This is a genomic window from Plantibacter sp. CFBP 8798, assembly GCF_014841195.1.
Classification (GTDB): domain Bacteria; phylum Actinomycetota; class Actinomycetes; order Actinomycetales; family Microbacteriaceae; genus Plantibacter; species Plantibacter auratus.
Genome location: NZ_JACYTS010000003.1, coordinates 277,361 through 293,586, shown reverse-complemented (window position 1 = coordinate 293,586; position 16,226 = coordinate 277,361). Strand labels below are relative to the sequence as shown.

General features: G+C 63.7%; 12 protein-coding genes. 4 read left to right on the top strand and 8 right to left on the bottom strand.

All coding sequences use genetic code 11. The annotated features are described in order from the left end of the window. The first annotated feature begins 108 nt into the window (after window positions 1-108). Both IFU30_RS14040 and IFU30_RS14035 read left to right on the top strand, forming a co-directional pair. Window positions 109-735 carry an isochorismatase family protein gene (locus IFU30_RS14040; protein ID WP_137243680.1) on the top strand — a complete coding sequence of 209 codons (627 nt, stop codon included), beginning with the start codon at window positions 109-111 and terminating at the stop codon, window positions 733-735. 553 nt (window positions 736-1,288) lie between these two features. Then, the gene (locus IFU30_RS14035) at window positions 1,289-4,495 is read left to right on the top strand and encodes a right-handed parallel beta-helix repeat-containing protein (protein WP_191941605.1); all 3,207 of its coding nucleotides are present in this window, start codon (window positions 1,289-1,291) and stop codon (window positions 4,493-4,495) included. 265 nt (window positions 4,496-4,760) lie between these two features. Here the strand turns inward: IFU30_RS14035 and IFU30_RS14030 are convergent, their stop codons facing one another. Further along, window positions 4,761-6,623: an RICIN domain-containing protein gene (locus IFU30_RS14030; protein WP_137243679.1), complete on the bottom strand. Its 1,863-nt coding sequence runs from the start codon at window positions 6,621-6,623 to the stop codon at window positions 4,761-4,763. A 256-nt stretch (window positions 6,624-6,879) separates the two neighbouring features. Beyond that, complete coding sequence (locus tag IFU30_RS14025) at window positions 6,880-7,467, bottom strand: CGNR zinc finger domain-containing protein (RefSeq protein ID WP_137243678.1); 588 nt, start codon at window positions 7,465-7,467, stop codon at window positions 6,880-6,882. Window positions 7,468-7,494: 27 nt separating this feature from the next. Here IFU30_RS14025 and IFU30_RS14020 point away from each other — a divergent pair, with 27 nt between their 5' ends. After that, window positions 7,495-8,421 carry an AEC family transporter gene (locus IFU30_RS14020; RefSeq protein WP_137243677.1) on the top strand — a complete coding sequence of 309 codons (927 nt, stop codon included), beginning with the start codon at window positions 7,495-7,497 and terminating at the stop codon, window positions 8,419-8,421. Here the strand turns inward: IFU30_RS14020 and IFU30_RS14015 are convergent. The 5 genes from IFU30_RS14015 to IFU30_RS13995 all read right to left on the bottom strand — a co-directional run bounded on the left by IFU30_RS14015 (window position 8,411) and on the right by IFU30_RS13995 (window position 13,973). Beyond that, window positions 8,411-9,052, bottom strand: a complete 642-nt coding sequence (locus tag IFU30_RS14015; RefSeq protein ID WP_137243676.1) for a hypothetical protein — start codon at window positions 9,050-9,052, stop codon at window positions 8,411-8,413. The two genes, IFU30_RS14020 and IFU30_RS14015, sit on opposite strands and share 11 nt — an antisense overlap. Continuing rightward, entirely contained in the window at window positions 9,049-9,813 is a 765-nt protein-coding gene (locus IFU30_RS14010) for a carbohydrate ABC transporter permease (RefSeq protein WP_197977588.1), read from the bottom strand. The genes IFU30_RS14015 and IFU30_RS14010 overlap by 4 nt, the downstream gene beginning before the upstream one ends. Window positions 9,814-9,953: 140 nt before the next feature. Then, the gene (locus tag IFU30_RS14005) at window positions 9,954-10,781 is read right to left on the bottom strand and encodes a carbohydrate ABC transporter permease (RefSeq protein WP_137243674.1); all 828 of its coding nucleotides are present in this window, start codon (window positions 10,779-10,781) and stop codon (window positions 9,954-9,956) included. Between the two features lie 104 nt (window positions 10,782-10,885). Next, complete coding sequence (locus IFU30_RS14000) at window positions 10,886-12,331, bottom strand: ABC transporter substrate-binding protein (RefSeq protein ID WP_197977586.1); 1,446 nt, start codon at window positions 12,329-12,331, stop codon at window positions 10,886-10,888. Next, window positions 12,246-13,973, bottom strand: a complete 1,728-nt coding sequence (locus IFU30_RS13995) for an alpha-L-arabinofuranosidase C-terminal domain-containing protein (protein WP_197977585.1) — start codon at window positions 13,971-13,973, stop codon at window positions 12,246-12,248. The genes IFU30_RS14000 and IFU30_RS13995 overlap by 86 nt, the downstream gene beginning before the upstream one ends. Here IFU30_RS13995 and IFU30_RS13990 point away from each other — a divergent pair. Further along, window positions 13,972-15,045, top strand: a complete 1,074-nt coding sequence (locus IFU30_RS13990) for a LacI family DNA-binding transcriptional regulator (RefSeq protein ID WP_161578646.1) — start codon at window positions 13,972-13,974, stop codon at window positions 15,043-15,045. The two genes, IFU30_RS13995 and IFU30_RS13990, sit on opposite strands and share 2 nt — an antisense overlap. 48 nt (window positions 15,046-15,093) lie before the next feature. Here IFU30_RS13990 and IFU30_RS13985 read toward each other — a convergent pair whose 3' ends face one another. Continuing rightward, complete coding sequence (locus tag IFU30_RS13985; RefSeq protein WP_137243672.1) at window positions 15,094-16,152, bottom strand: NAD(P)-dependent alcohol dehydrogenase; 1,059 nt, start codon at window positions 16,150-16,152, stop codon at window positions 15,094-15,096. Window positions 16,153-16,226: the final 74 nt, after the last annotated feature.

The window sequence follows — 16,226 nt, the reverse complement described above, 5'->3', positions numbered from 1 at the left end:
GCCTGATCTCATCAGTATTGCGTATCTGGGCCACTTGTTGATCATGCGACGACAACGAAGGCTAGGAAGGTCGCCAGAAAGGCGCCATCTGACCGTAAGGAATGAACCATGAGTACCGCACGACGCGCGCTGATCCTCGTTGACGTCCAGCAGGAGTACTTCTCCGGTCCACTGGAGATCCAATTCCCGCCTCACGCCGAGTCCCTCCCTCGGATCACCGCGGCGATCGACGCTGCCGTCGCGGCCGGCGTGCCCGTCGCGGTCGTCCAGCACACGGCGGGCGAGGGCGCCCCGGTCTTCAACCCCGCCACCACCGGGTTCGACGTGCACCCCGAGATCGCGCGCCGGCAGCGGCCCGAATGGAAGTCGATCACCAAGCAGTACGGGTCGGTCTTCGCGGGAACGGATCTGCTCGACTGGCTCCAGGAGCACGATGTGAATACCGTCACACTCGTCGGCTACATGACGAACAACTGCATCCTCGCGTCGGCGGCCCAGTCCGAGACACTCGGCCTTGAGGCCGAAGTCCTCTCCGACGCGACCGGGGCCATCAACATCACCAACGACGCCGGATCTGCGGACGCCCGGACCGTGCACGGCACGCTCATGGCGTTGCTCAACTCCAACTTCGCGGCGGTCTCGACCACGGAAGCCTGGACCGAGGCCTTGGCAGCGGGTGCGAGCCTTCCGAAGGACAACCTCCCGAGCTCGGCGACGCGCGGCGCGAATAGCTGAGACTCCCTGGGGCGGCACGAAGCCGCCTCGAGTCAGAGCGCCGAAGTCGCCTCCTCGAGCCCTCGCTCGTCGAAGGCGTCTCTGGCTTCCAGGTCCTCGTCGATATGTCGCTCCGCCCAGAGTCTCAGTGCCGTCAGCGGACGGCGCAGCGAGCCTCTTGAGGTCGTAGCCCGTGGAACGGCCCACCCCGAGGGACGCTGCAGCCTCTTCGGCAGTGAGTATGAGCTTCTCAACAGGCATGGGCGGTCCGGTCCAGAATCGACGGGGGCGCTGGGGCTGACCAGCTTCGATCCTTGTCGCAAGCTGAGGCGTTCGGCGCCCAACTCTCGAAACCCAGGTACCGACTGGCTCGTGCTCACCGTTCCTGCTATCGGGCTGGCGCGGTATCCCGACGGGCCAGGTCGGATGAGTTTGACCGTGCGAAGCGCGCATCGACCGCGTTGACAGCATTTCATCATATGTATAATCTTTGTCGGAAGCTCGATCCGTGCGACGGCGTTGTCGCCATGGGAGGGCAGATCCTCGCGGGGATCGCACGAACAAAGGACCAACAATGAAGCTGGGACCTCTAGCCGCGCTATCGGCCACAGTCCTCGTCGCGCTTGCCGTCGTCGCCGGACCCGCTCCGTCGGCCAGCGCTGCATCCACGACGATCTATACGTCGCCTACTGGAACTGGCACGGCGTGTTCTGCCGCTGCACCGTGTTCGATCACGGACGCCCAGGTCGCGGCCAGATCGGCGCTGGCGTCATCTTCGGAAGACGTCACCGTGCTGTTGGGGGGCGGCACATACCGTGTCTCCGCGCCGCTGAACTTCGGCGCATCGGACGGCGGTTCACCGGGTCGCCATGTGGTCTGGCAGAACCAGACGAGCAGCACACCTATCATCACCGGCGCGACGCCTGTGAGCGGCTGGACGAAGTTCGACGGTGCGAACAACATCTACGTTGCCGATACACCGATCGGGCTTGATACACGACAGCTGTACGTCGACGGCGTGCGCGCTCCGCGTGCCTCGATCCCGATCAGCAAGACCGACGTCACCCTCACGGCCACGGGACTCACGATCAACAACGCGGCCCTCAACTACCTGAGTTCCCTTCCGCAGCAGGATCGCATCGAGCTGAACGGTACCGGAGCATGGACCGATCGTTACAGCCGAGTCGCCTCGATCTCCGGCACATCGGTGGCTATGGCTCAGCCAGGGTGGGACAACAACACCTGGGGCTGGGACACGCTCCAGAACGGTTTCCACGGACCGACCCTCACACTGAACAACTCACTCAACTTTCTGCGGACCGCAGGCCAGTGGTACATCGACCCTGTGGCAGGAAAGCTCTACTACAAGCCGGCTGACGGAGTCGACCCGGGATCACTCGCCGTAGAGCTCCCGCGGCTGCAGTCTCTCGTGCACATCGGCGGCACCTATGACGCACCTGTGTCGAACCTGACCTTCCAAGGCATCCAGTTCTCGGGAACATCGTGGCTCGGCCCCTCCAGCGCTGACGGCTACACGAACCAGCAGAACGGCACCTTCTCCAAGGGCGCCTACGACTACCGACCGGCCGATGCGTTCACCGCCTGCAATCGGGGTTGTGCTGCTTTCGAGCGATCTCGCAACACCTGGTTCCAGGAGCCCGCAGCAGTGCAAGTTTCGGCGGCGAGCCAGGTCGCGTTCGTGAAGAACACGTTCACGGCTCTTGGTCAGACGGGCCTCGGAATCGGCATGGACGCCAACGCCCACGCGACCGGCGTCGGCCTCGGCACCTCCAACATCACAGTGTCGGCCAACACCTTCACCCAGCTCGCCGGAAGTGGCGTCGTTGTCGGAGGCATTCGTGAAGACGCCCACCACCCGTCGGATCCGAGGATGATCGTTCGCGACATTCTGATCCAGAACAACACCGTCACGAAGATCGGCCAGGACTATAAGGACAACTCCGGGATACTCACCACCTACGTGACCAATGCCCGCATCATGCAGAACGAGGTCGCAGACGTGCCCTACGACGGGATCGACACTGGCTGGGGCTGGGGAGTGAACGACCCAGGAGGATCGCCGGACTACCGCAACCGCGGCTACTACGCGTTCAACCCGCAGTACTCGACCAAGACGACCCTGGCCAACAACGTCGTGGCATACAACCTGGTGCACGGGACCAAGAAGGGCTTCAGCGACGGGGGCTCGATCTACAACCTCTCCGCGAGTCCGGGCACGGTCTACCGCAACAACTACATCTATGACCTGCAGTCAACAATCGGCCTGTATCTCGACGAGGGCTCGCGCTACATGTCGGCGCGGTACAACGTCATCCAGGACGCCGGCCAGTGGATCTTCGCCAACACCAATGGCAATCAAGGACCGAACGAAACGAAAGACAACAACGCCGATAACAACTATCACAACAGGGGTGATGTCTGGGGCCTCTTCAACTCCACCACAAACAACACGGTGACCAACGACCAGGCTGTTTCCGGGCCGTGGCCGACGACCGCTCGGGTCATCATGTGCGAAGCGGGCGTCGCACCCGGTCTGCGGACACCCGCGAACGCCAACTACTCGGCTACCAGCTACCCCTCCTGCGGTGCCGGAGGGTCGCATGTAGCCGCCCCCTACCAAACGACTGGCACCTCGGCGACGTCGTCCTACTTCGCGCAGGAGGGCGGCGATCAGTTCTCGATCTCCGCGGCGGGTGCTGATGTATGGCGCGGTGGGGCGCAGACCGATGATGCCTTCGGCGCTGTCTATCAGGACGGGGTCGTCCGATCGGGCACCACGCTGTCGGCTCGGGTCGATGCGCAGAACGACACGAACCCCTGGGCGAAGACCGGGCTCATGATCCGCAACGACATGACAAAGGCCGGCTCCTCGCCCGGTTACGCGATCCTCGCGGTCACCCCAGCCAACGGTGTCGTACTGGAATGGGATTCGAACGCAGACGGCTACCTGGACAAGGAGTCCAAGGTTGCTGTGGAGACACAGCGTCCGATCTCGCTCCGTCTGGTGCGGTCAGGTACTCAGGTCACAGCCTTCTACTCCATCGACGGGAGCTCGTACCGCCAGATCGGTTCCGCGGTCACGTTGACGGGTATCGCGGGAGCGGCAGACGGCGGCATCTTCAGCACATCCCACGATGCGACACGGGCTTCCACCAACTTCATCAGCGACCTGCAGGTCAGTACCGGTGTTGCCGCTCCATTGTCTTCGTTCATGACCGGCGGAGGTGAAGCCGCACAGAACGGAACCCAGCTCCTGCTGGGCGCGAACGGAAACGATGTGTTCAAGGGAGGCGCCCAGTTCGACGATGGCTACGGCGCGGTCTACGTTCCTGGCGGGCTGACGACCGGGAAGTCTGTGACGACCAAGGTAGTCTCACAAGCCGACAGCAGCGCGTGGGCCAAGTCGGGCCTCATGGTGAAGAATTCGATCTCCAGTCCTGGGTATTCTCCCGGGTACGCGGTCCTGGCGGTCACCCCATCGAACGGCGTCGTCCTCGAGTGGGACTCAGACGGAGACGGATACATCGACTCCGAGTCCAAAGTCGCTTTGACGACCAGTCGACCCATCTGGCTGAAGCTGACTCGGTCGGGAAACCAGGTCACCGGCTACTACTCGACGGATGGATCCAACTTCGCGGCTGTGGGCGGTGCCGTCACGCTGCCTGGGCTGGCGACCGCGCCAGATGCGGGGGTCTTCTCGACCTCCCACGATCCTTCGCGCTTCGGGGTGAATGAGTTCACCGTTCCGACGGTCCAGTAGGGCCTTGCACGCGGCCTTGGGTGCGGTCTTGCGGACCGCACCCAGGGCTGCGTTGTGCCGCCGTCGGCACGGAATCGACCCAATCGCATGGTTTCACGCGATGCCATGCACCTGAGGTAGTTCCGCGCTGCCCATTGAGATCCTCCCGGTAGGGAGTCTGGACGTGTGCTCGCCGCTCAAGCCGTCTGTCACCGCCTGCGGGGAATGGCGCAAGGCGAGGCCGTCCGAGTGCGATCGGACGACCCCGCCGTCCGCACACCGGTGGTCAGCTAGCCAGACGGAATCGCTGGCACTGATTCCCGAGATCTGTCCACTGGCCGATGCGAGCGCCATTGTCCAGCCGGCAGTTCCCGAGGTCGAGGGCTTTCCCGCTGTGGAGCGCGACGAAGCGAACCGCGCCATCCGATGCAGGATCCACCCTCCAGGAGCTCCCCGGCGATCCACAAGTGGTTTGGGCGACATCCGCTCCGTCGGACGTGCTTCCTCCTGCGACTGCGAGGCAGAGCTCGGGCGCTGAAGCGGCGTGGATCTGCACACCGCCACCCGGCGCCGCAGTGAACGACCAGCGCTGACACGGGCTCGCCTGCCAGTCGAACTGCTGCAGAACCGCACCGACCGCCGTCGAGCAGTTCGGGAGATCGACCGACTTGCCGCTCGCCGTCGAGGTCACCGCGACGTCTCCGACGGGTCGGAGCGTCCAGTCCTGGCAGGCGTTTCCGAGCGCCGCCCACTGACGGACTGCCGATCCGGGCGCCGTGCTGCAGTTCGCGGCGTCGAGGACGCGACCGTTGGCGCGGTTCGTGATGACCGAATAGCCTCCGTTGGAGGGCGAGGCGCTCCATTGCTGGCAGGCATTGGCGAGCCATGACCACTGTCGGGCGGCGGTGCCGTTGGCGGTTCCGCAGTTGGCAGAGTCGAGTGACTTTCCGGAGGAGGCGTTCACCAGTCGGAAGAAGCCGTCGCCGGTCGAATCCCATGTCCACCGCGTGGATGCTTCTCCGGTGCACGGACCCTGTTGGAGGAGTGCCCCATCAGCGGGACTCCCACCGGTGATGACTGCGCAGAGTCCACTGTTGCGATTCACGAGCTCCATCGACGCACCTCTGACGGCCTGCGTGCGGCCACTGCGCTCACCGCTCGGGACGGCCACATCGGTGGTTGTGGACACGGGCTGTCCGAACGCCGGTACGCCGGAGGCGGCGAATGACACGGGCTGGGCGCGACTCGTGCGACCGGTGCCGCAGCCGTCGTTCGGCCCCGCGTTCCCGTGGTACATGTTCCACACCTCGGTCCCGTCGGGAGAGGTGAAGAAGTCGTTGTGGCCTGGCCCGAACACGCCATTCGCCTTCGAGAAGACCGGTCCACTCTTGGTCCAGGACGCGGCGACCAGAGGATCTCCGCCGCCGTAGGTCAGCATGCCCAACTTGTAGTCCTCTGTCCCGCAGAAGCTCGCGGAGTAGACCACGTAGGTCTGCCCGTTCCGTTGGAGAGCCACCGGACCCTCGTTGACGGGCGAGCCGACGCGCTCCCAATCCTCGGTCGGCTGGGACAAGATCGCCGGCGCCGTCGACAGGGTCCAAGGATTCGACATGCGTGCGATGTAGTTGTTCTGCGAGCCGGGCTTGACCTCCGACCACATCATGTACAGCTGCCCGCCCAGCTCCAGGTACGAACCGTCGATGTTGAACTCGTCGGTGGGGACCGGCCGGCCTCGGTAGGTGTACGGCCCCATCGGGTCGTCGCCAGCGCTCTCCAACACGTGGAGGTGCTGCTGGGCGAACGTGTTCGTCGCCCCGATCGTGTACATGATGTACCAGCGCCAACCGTTCGGGCCCTGCAGCCGCATGAGTTCCGGCGCCCACATGGTCCCGTTCCGTCCCGGCACGGTGTCCGAGTAGACCGTCGCAGGCACGGCCGTTGCAAGCGCTGCGAGCGTAGGAGCCTTGCGGATGGTGACGCGGTTGACGTAGGTCGTGGTGGCCATGTAATAGTTGCCGTCGGCGTATTCGATCGTGGGATCCGCGCCACTCACCAGCGGGTTCCTGAACGTCGGCTCTCCGACGGCCTCGGCCGGAGAGGACGAGACGGCGAGTGGTCCGACCAGCGACGCCACGAGAGCGACGATCATGCACAGGATGCTGTAGACGCGACGCCGCGCACGCGTCGAAGACCGTGTTCGATCGGACCGGACGTCGGCTCCGCTGTCCGCATGACTTCCATCCACGGGGCTCGTCCTGCGCTTGATTCTGTGTATCGCCATATGGGGCACTCCTCGTCATTGAGAAAATGTGAGCGTTAACAACGCGCAGTTGGAGAGTGCCCGAGTGTGGGTTCGCACGTCAAGAGCTCCGTCCACATTGCCTACCGTCGCGTGCAGCCATCCCTCACGCCGGACTCGAGGGCCAACCCGGATTCGCGCGTGTTTGTCGTTCCGACTCGGTCTCAGCCTTCGGCACGACCCGGCCACGATGACGAGCGACTGCGACTGCATTCCCGCAGCGCGCCGAGCAGTAGGCTCTCCGGCCGTTTCTGCTGGTGTCCACAAAAACCAGACCGCAGCCGTCACGGCCGCAGCGACCGAGGCGTTCGCCTCCCGCTTCGACCAGGAACATGGCGAGGCCGCCGGCGGTGACGGCTCTGACACGCGCGACGACATCCAGCTCGTCCGAGACGAAGTGCAGGTGCGGGCGCAACTCGTTGTGGGTGGTGACGTAGACACGGGAGACCGCCGCATCGAGAACATCATTGATTGCCGTGCATCGTGCGTCGGCCTCGCCGCTGTCGAACACTCGTCGCAGGCGACCCGTCCAGTCCCGAAGGGACGTCGAACCTGATTCGGTAACCTCGCGACGACGTATCTCGTGCGTGGTGAGCACGTCGAGGAGGGCTGATCGCGACCAGTGTCGATGGGCCAAGTTCACGAGGTCCGCGGCGAGGAAGGCGCCGGTCATATTGTCATGGTTGAACTGCACTGACCCATTGCACCACAGTCGGTTCTCATGACTGGTGTGGCAACGGCGATCGTCCCGATACTCCTGCTCTTGGGAGGTGGGGCGGCCATCCGACGTTGGTTCGTCAGCGACCCGAGCTTCTGGCGCGGCCTCGAGTGGATGAGTTACCGAGTCTTCACCCCTGCCCTCTTCGTCACCTCTGTGGCGTCGACGGACCTCGGATCGGTCCCCCTCGGACCGCTTGCTGTGAGCGTCGCTGCGCCCATCCTCGTCGCAACAGGAGTGATCGTCGTTCTCCGGCGGCCGCTGCGCGCGGGCGGTCCACAGCTGACGTCACTCGTGCAAGGCTCGATCCGGATCAATACCTATATCGGGCTCGTCTTCGCCTCGTCGCTCCACGGGGCAGAGGGGACGGCGACCTTTGCTCTGGCCAGCGCGGTCGTCGTGCCCCTCGTCAACGTGATCTCCGTCAGTGCGCTGTCCAGGTTCGGTGACCGCCTAGGAGACAGCCGCAAACCGCCACTGTGGAAAGAGATGCTCGTGAACCCACTCATCCAGGGCGTCGCCCTCGGCCTCATCGTCAATCTCTCCGGGGTTTCACTGCCTGGCCCGGTCTCCTCGACGATCATGCTTCTCGCAGCTCCGGCCCTCGTCTGCGGCACGCTCATCTCCGGTGCGGCGCTTCGCTGGTCATTTTCCCGACGAGACATCCTCGATATCGGTATCACGGCCATCGTGAAGCTCATCGCGCTCCCGCTCGGCGCAGTCGCCATCGCCATAACGTTCGGGATCACCGGACCGACCCTGACGAGCATCCTGCTCATCACGGCCGTCCCTACGGCACCGTCGGCCTATGTACTCGCGTCCCGCATGGGCGGAGACGCGCGGCTGATGGCGTCCATCACCGGTGTCCAGACGGTCCTCGCTTGTGTGACCATCCCACTTCTCCTCTCGCTCCTGAACGTCAGTTCGTGAGTGGCCGAGTGGTGGCGTGCCACAGGGCGACGAGCGGCAGGGACAACAGAATGAGGAGAGGGAAAGCCAACACGGAACTGGCCCAACCGGCGAGACCGAACACCGAGACGGTAGCAAGTCCTGACGCTGGCCTCGAAACGAACTGGATGAATGCATCGGCCCAAGCCGACCTACGCGGTTGCTTTCCGGCCAACGTCGGTGGTACCGCCATGAGACCGATGGCAGTCAGGACGACCGTGACGGCGAGGCCGGCACCCCCGCTCAGGAGCATCCAGGACTGGCCGCTCACGGCGAAGATCTGGAACGCCGCGACGGTGAGCGCGAACGCAGCGACTCCCGGACCGCTCAACAGCCAGGCAGACAGGGCTGCGCGGGGGAGTAGCGCCAACGTCGCAGACAGCCGGACTGCCCGACCGTCGTAGGACGCGGTGAATACGGCGAGTTGCAGTCCGAGAATGGGAACCACGATGAGCAGTGCAATGAAGGTGAACAGAACAGAGTAGCGCGCAAGGGACCACGCAGCGGCGGCAGCGGTGCCGAGGAGCAGTTGGACAGGGAGGTCCGTCCAGATCGCCGCCGCCGCTCTCGTGAGGGGGTTGCGGGGCACCGAAGCGAGGGCGTTGTACGTCACCCGCGCACCCCCACCGCCGCCACGCTTTCTACAAAAGTCCGTTGCAGCAGAAGGAAGAGCACGAGCATCGGCAGGACCACCAGGGTGATTCCGGCGAAGACGACCGTCGGTTGTGCCGAGCCCAGCCCCGAGGAGAGGGACACCAGGCCGATCGGGAGCGTCATGTTCTCAGGCGTGTTCAAGAAGACCAGTGGTCCGAAGTAGCTGTTCCACGATGCTTCGAAGCCGAGGATGGCGAGCGCAGAGAGCGCCGGCGTGGCCAACGGCAGCATGATCTGGAACAGGATACGCACGTGTCCGGCACCATCGATCCGAGCGGCTTCGTCCAGGTCGCGGGGAATGGAATTGAAGTACTGACGGAGGAAGAAGATCGCGAAGACGTTGATGAGGGCAGGGAGCCAGAGGGCGGCCAGCGAGTCGATGAGGCCGATGTTGCGCATCAGGATGAACACGGGAATGAGCGTGAGCTGGCCGGGGATCATCAGAGCCGAGAGGAGGACGACGAAGACCGCTTCCTTGCCACGGAATTGCAGGCGTGAGAACGCATACGCTGCTAGAGACGCGATGATCAGCGATCCGCCGACACTGATGACCGCGACGATGAGGCTGTTCAGCGCCATGCGTCCGAGAGGAACGACGGTGAAGACCGCCACGAAGTTGTCCAGGGTGAACGGGATCGGAATCCAGTTGGGCGGCAGCTGGAAGGCTGCTTCAGGAGCGGTCAGGCTCGACGACACAAGCCAGACGAGAGGTGCTGCCATGAGCACGATGATGAGGCAGAGACCCAGGTTGAGTAGCCACCGTACTGCGCGTTGACCGGGCGTTCGCCGACGTGTCCGAGAGGTGCGGGTCGCACGGGCGTCGGCGCCCCGCGGGATACCGGTCTGATCTGTGGAGGATGTCATGTCTGGTCAACCCATCTGCGAAGTCCGATGAACTGCACCAGTGTGACGAGCATGATGACCACGAAGATCACCAACGCGACTGACGAGGCGTAGCCAATTTCGAACGCTTGGAAGCCGGTTCGGTAGAGATACATGACGGCGGACAATGTCGCATCGTCCGGGCCGCCCTTGGTGATGATCTGAATGGGATCGAAGATTTGGAAAGCGCCGATGAACGTCACGATGGTCGCGAAGAACAGCGTCGGTGACATGAGTGGCAGCGTGATGTGGAAGAACCGCTGGACGGCAGAGGCCCCATCGACGGTTGCGGCTTCATTGATCTCACGAGGGATGGTCTGAAGGCCAGCGAGCATGATCAGGAACGTGTATCCGATGGTATGCCAGAAGTCGATTCCGATGATCGCGGGCAACGCCCAGGCAGGATCCGCGAACCAGTTCGGTGCTGAGATCCCGATCGTTCCGAGGTAGTGGTTGAGGAGTCCGAAGGCCGGGTCCAGGACGAACTGCCAGATGAGCGCGACTGCTGCCCAGGAGATGAGGAACGGGAAGAAGACTGCAGAGCGCACAAGGTATCCGAGCACTTTGTTGATGCCGGAGTTCACGGCGAGTGCGAGGAGCAGGCCGCCGACGAGGTGGGTCACCATCGAACCGAGGCTGAAGAGGAAGGTGTTCCCTAACGCGCGGAGGAGGAGCGGATCTGTGGCGAGGGCCTGAAAGTTCTCCAGACCCGCGTATTCGGGCGGAGTCAGGAGGTCGTAGTGGAAGAAGCTCAGGATGAACGCCGCGATGAGTGGCCCGAGGATGAACACCAGGAACAGCAGCATCGCGGGCCCGATGAAGGCGGCCGCGGTCCAGCCGTTGCGTCGGCGGTGACGCCGTACGGGTGGAGATGAGGGAGTCCCCACCCGTACGGCAGCTGGAGAAGCGCTCACGACACCAGCCCCTCCAGCTTCTTCTGAGCGTCACGGAGAGCTGTGTCAGCCGACTTCGCGCCGGTCACCCCCTGTGACCAAGCCTCCTCGACGATGCGAGCAAACTCGGTGGAGCGATCCGGCGCGGGGAGCGGCACCGCGGTGGGCAGCTGTTCGTACAGCAGCGTGGAGTTGGAAGGTGCGTCCTTCGTGAAAAGCGGGCCCGTGGTGATCGAGACGCGGGCAGGGACGAAGGAAGCACCTCCTGTCGTGATCGCCTCCCCGTACTCCTTCGACATGAGGAACTTGATCAAGGTCCACGCCGCCTCCTTGTTCTTCGACCCCTTCAGGATCGGCCAACCCTCCCAGCCGACGACTGTCCCTTCAGCCTGGTTCCGAGGCCAGGGACGCAGGGTGACCTGGTCTGACATCTTCAAGTCCTGGAAGGCGGCAGTCGGCCAGCGTCCGCCACCAAACGTGGCCAGCTTGCCCTTCTGCATCTGCGATGCGGCGTCGAAGGTGCCGCCGGGCTTCGGCACGAGTTGGTCGACGACCAGTGACCGGACGAACTCGAGCGCCTCCACAGCCTGCGGGGTGTAGAAGGTCGGCTTCGTCCAGTCCGCGTCCATGGTGCTGGCACCGTTGTTGACGAGCCAGGGCATGACATCGATGAAGTATCCGCTTCCGGCAGTGCCGATGAACGCACCGTTTTTACTCTTCAGCGTCTGCCCGGCGGCGCGGAACTCGTCCCACGTCCAGCCGGCGTCCGGAAGTTCGATTCCGGCCTGCGCGAGCACCTTCGTACTCACCTGCAGCGCCATCGTGTTGTAGCCGGTCGGCATGTAGTAGGTGCGACCGTCGGGCGAGCCGTAGGTGTTCAACCATTCACGAAGCTGCGGCGGCGTGTCGGCGTAGTACTCGTCGACCAGCGACTGGTCCTTGCGGATGAACGAGTCGAGTGGCTCGAGGACATCTCGTGATGCGAACAGCCGCTGCCCCTCGGTTGCGACCTGGATGACATCGATCTGCTGCCCGCCGGCAATCCGTGTCGAGACGGTGTTGAGGAAGTCCGCCCACGTGTCGGCCGCGATCGCCAGCGCTTGAAGTTGAATGCCCGGATATTGCTTCGAGAACGCCGCGAAAAGACGGTTGTACGTCTTCTGGGCCTCCGCGTCTCCGTAGACGACGAAGACCAGCTTGCCCGAGGTTGGGCCGCTCGGGCCGGCTCCTGGGGCACATGCTGCCAAGGAAACGCCGGTGACGGAGAGGAGCGCCGCGGCGCCCATCCCCCGGAGCAGCGTCGCCCGGCTGATAACCGGGCCGCCAGTGATGATGTCCATGAAATCTCCTTTGATCGATGGTGGTTCGAATGACGGGTCAAGCGGTTGCGTTGCGGTGCCAGAGTCGACCGTCGAGCTCCCAAGCGAGCCCAGGCGCCGGCGTTTCGACGGCGCCTGCTCCATGGGCGAGTGGCAGTGCGATCTGGCAGATCGTCACGGAGTGGGGTTCGAGGGTGACGACGCCCTGGTGGAAGCCAAGCTGGCGCTCGATAGGGACGACCGCGTCCGGCCGGTCGACATCATTGAAGGCGTCGACGTCGGGACCCGACAGGACGGTGGATGGGAAGGTGCCGTCCACGGGGACTCCCCCGATCGAAAGGGTGACCTGCAGGTCTTCGACAGGCTCACGGTTGATGAGCACGATCGACAGCTGACCGGTCGCTTCGTCGATCGTTGCAAGGTGATCGAAGACCGGGATGTCGGTTCCCGGGAGCTCTCGGGACTGAGCGCTACTGGTCAGAGCGCGATCGCCGAGGAGAGTGGCATACATGGCCATCACATGGAATGTCGTGCGGCGCACGACGCCATCGGCATGGACGTACAGGGGACCTCGAGTGTTCACACTGGGCGCGATGTTCGCCATTGACACGATGTCCGCGTTACGAAGACACGTGTTGAAGAAGCTTGCCGAGAAGAGGGCGTCGGCAACCGTGTAGGTCGAGTTCAGGTCGTTGCGGTCTCGTGCTGCGAGCTTCTCGGGTGAGTTGCCGTTCGGGTGATGCCATCCTCGAAGGTTCCACTCGTCGAACGCGATTGAGATCTTCCCCGTGAGGCCGGCGGCCCCGATGATCTCGCGAGTGCGCTGAATGTCGTCCTGCGGAGCGACAGACTGTGCGATCGAGGTCAGGTAGTCGGAGGGCTCGTCGACCTGGGACAACTTGTCCCAGTAGCCGTGGATCGACAGAGTGTCGAGGAACTGACCCGCTTCGTTGAGTAGCGGAAGCATCCAGTCCAGGTCGGCTCGAGCGGCGGTGAGGAGAATGAGGTCCTCGTCCACGTGGCGCATCATCTTTGCTGACTCCGCAACCAGCCGCGACCACTCGTGAGCGTCCTTGGCCCCGATCTCCCAGTCACCGTAGTTTTCGTTGCCGATACTCCAGTAGCGCACATCGAAGGGGCGCTGGTCGCCATGTGCTGCTCGGAGATCTGACCACTTCCCGGACCCGGCCGGGAGGTTCGTGTATTCGACCCAGTCGCTCATCTGCTCGGCCGTGCCGGTTCCAGCGTTGGTGCAGATGTAGGGTGCAGCACCGATGGCCTCGCACCACGCGATGAACTCCTTCGTTCCGAAGGTGTTGGGGTCGGTGACGCGCCACGCCTTATCGTAGAAGGGCACGCGGTCCGGTCCCACTCCGTCGACCCAGTGGTATCCGGATACGAAGCAGCCTCCGGGCCAGCGAACGACCGAGGGCCGCAACTCGCGCATCGCCTCGATGACATCGAGGCGGAATCCGCGCTCGTCGGTCAGCTGCGAGCCCGGTTCGAAGATCCCTCCGTAGACCTGCCGGTGGAAGTGTTCGATGAAGTGCCCGAAGATGTCCCGGGAGTACGTCGTCGGCGTTGATGCCAGGCTGATGTCGGCTCGCGCTGAAGTGGTCATCGATGAAGTTCTCCTGATTCCGTGAGCCCGTCCGCATCGACGGGACTGATGGCAGCACTCTATGGGCGTGATGGAACGTGCCGCAACAAAGCGTCCTGTTCTTGTTTGTTTTTTTTGGACGGCATGTTTAGATGAGGGACACCTTTCGACCGAGAAGAGCCACATGTCGAACCTGAATCCAGCCAAAGCTGCTGGCGCCGCGAGCGTTGCGACGATGCGTGATGTGGCAGCGCGGGCCGGCACAAGCGTTTCAGCGGTGTCTCTGGTCCTCAATGGCAAGGGCGGCGTCTCCGATCGACGTCGGTCGGCGATCCTGCAAGCCATAGAGGAGATCGGATACGTCCACGTGCAGCGGCCGCGTGAGACGGCGCGGAAGCTCACGGTCGGCCTCGTCATGGAAGCTATCTCTCCGGAGGCGGCGAAGGACGGCTTCATGGCGCAGGTCGTCTCAGGCGTCGAGCAGGGACTCAGAGAGCACGGCATGCGGATGTTGCTTCAACTCTGTCGCGTCGGCGACGATCCGATCCGCGACCTCGCTTCGATGTCCGGAGGCGGCCTCGACGGCGTCATCCTGGCCAACGGAGGTGATGTCGACGGCGATGTGGTCAGGCGCGTCGTTCGGAGTTCGATACCCGTCGTACTTCTGGAGAACTACCTCGAGGACGACGCCAGCACGCATGCCGTGACGGCCGACAACTTCACGGCGGGTCACCTGAGCACGTCCCACCTGCTGGATCTCGGCCATCGCCGTATCGGAATGCTCCTCGGATCCAGACGATATGTGAGCCTCCGAGACCGGATGTACGGATATCAGGCGGCGCTTTCAGATGCCGGCTTGACTCCCGACCCTGGGCTCATGCCTCGTCAAGAACCGGGTGACGTCCTCAAGGGCTATCGCCAGACCGTGCAGCTCTTGGCGTTGTCTGAACCGCCGACTGCCATCTATGCCGTGAGCGACAAGAGCGCCTTTGGTGCGTATCAGGCGATCGCCGAAGCAGGACTGCGCATTCCAGAGGACATCTCGATCGTCGCGACCGATGATGTCCACCAGAGCCAGCTCATGTCGCCCCCACTCACGACTTATCACATCCCGACGTTCGACCTCGGTCGAGCAGCCGCTCGGACGATGCGCTTCCTCATCGAGCGTTCTGAGGACAGCGCCGGAGAAGTCGTCAGCCCTGCCCGCACCGCGCTCCTCGGCTCCCTGATCGTGCGGGCTTCGACCCGAAAGCTCTGACGGTCGGGCTCAGCAGTGAACATGGCGAGCCCGAGCCCGTTCCGTGAGTCACTCCTTCATCGCAGTGGGGACGACGACCGACTTGACGCTGGATGGATCTGTCGATGCCGCTAGAAGAGCGCTCTCGACGTCGTCGAGCGAATGCCTGCTCGTCACGAGCGGCGCAAGTCGCACCTTCCCGGTCGAAGCGAGTTCTATAGCGAGCGGCCAGGTGTGTGCATAGCGGAACGTCCCGGTCACCATGAGCTCTCGATGCTGGATCACCGATACCGGGAGCGTGACATCGTCCATCCCCATCCCAACGAGGACCACCCTTCCGCGAGGGTGCACCGCTAGCACCCCGCTGACGATCGCCGATGGAGCTCCGGATGCATCAATGAAGACATCTGCGAAGGGCGGCACTCCCTCGAGCGCGGCGGGGACCATGCCGCGGACCTCGGCGTACTCCTCCGCGAAATCTCGGCGGCTCCGCCGGGGGTCTGTCACCGACACCTCGGCTGCTCCGAATGCGAAAGCGACCTGCGCGATGAGCAGCCCGATCGGTCCAGCGCCAGCGATGAGTACCCTCGAGCCGGCCGTGATTCGTCCAGTGCGGCATGCGTAGATCGCGACCGAGAGCGGCTCGAGCAAGGCGCCCTCCTCGAGCGTCATGGCGTCGGGGAGACGGTATGCGAAATCATCGGGAATGACGGCGAACTCGGCGAACGAGCCGTGGATTGGGTAGGCACCATAGAACTCGATGTCCGAGCATTGGTTGTAATCGCCGTTCCGGCAATGATCGCAGCGACGACACGGCCGCTGTGGCTCGATAGACACCCGTTCCCCGATCCTGGCTCGATCAACCTCAACACCGACGTCGACGATCACCCCCGCAGTCTCGTGACCGAGAATGATCGGTCCCTCGACGACCAGATCACCGATCCGTCCGGCCCGATAGAAGTGAGTATCGGATCCGCAAACTCCGACTGCTTCCACTCGCACGAGTACGTCCCGGGAGCCGACGTCTGGGACACGGACTTCTTGCACCTCCAGCTGTCGCGGTCCAGTCAGCACGCTTGCGCGCATCCGCCTTACTTCGTGCTCCTTCGTACCTGCCTGGTCGGTCATGTGGTTTCCATTTCGTCGAGTGTGCGTTCCACACGGTAGGGCGGTTCGCCGAACCGGGGTTTGTCACCGCTCAT

Excerpts from the sequence above, each read along its gene's own strand:
- IFU30_RS14040 (WP_137243680.1), top strand. The coding sequence starts at position 109 with ATGAGTACCGCACGACGCGCGCTGATCCTCGTTGACGTCCAGCAGGAG.
- IFU30_RS14035 (WP_191941605.1), top strand. The coding sequence starts at position 1,289 with ATGAAGCTGGGACCTCTAGCCGCGCTATCGGCCACAGTCCTCGTCGCG.
- IFU30_RS14030 (WP_137243679.1), bottom strand. The coding sequence starts at position 6,623 with ATGATCGTCGCTCTCGTGGCGTCGCTGGTCGGACCACTCGCCGTCTCG.
- IFU30_RS14020 (WP_137243677.1), top strand. The coding sequence starts at position 7,495 with ATGACTGGTGTGGCAACGGCGATCGTCCCGATACTCCTGCTCTTGGGA.
- IFU30_RS14010 (WP_197977588.1), bottom strand. The coding sequence starts at position 9,813 with ATGGCAGCACCTCTCGTCTGGCTTGTGTCGTCGAGCCTGACCGCTCCT.
- IFU30_RS14005 (WP_137243674.1), bottom strand. The coding sequence starts at position 10,781 with ATGCTGCTGTTCCTGGTGTTCATCCTCGGGCCACTCATCGCGGCGTTC.
- IFU30_RS14000 (WP_197977586.1), bottom strand. The coding sequence starts at position 12,331 with ATGGAGCAGGCGCCGTCGAAACGCCGGCGCCTGGGCTCGCTTGGGAGC.
- IFU30_RS13990 (WP_161578646.1), top strand. The coding sequence starts at position 13,972 with ATGTCGAACCTGAATCCAGCCAAAGCTGCTGGCGCCGCGAGCGTTGCG.
- IFU30_RS13995 (WP_197977585.1), bottom strand. The coding sequence starts at position 13,973 with ATGTGGCTCTTCTCGGTCGAAAGGTGTCCCTCATCTAAACATGCCGTC.
- IFU30_RS13985 (WP_137243672.1), bottom strand. The coding sequence starts at position 16,152 with ATGACCGACCAGGCAGGTACGAAGGAGCACGAAGTAAGGCGGATGCGC.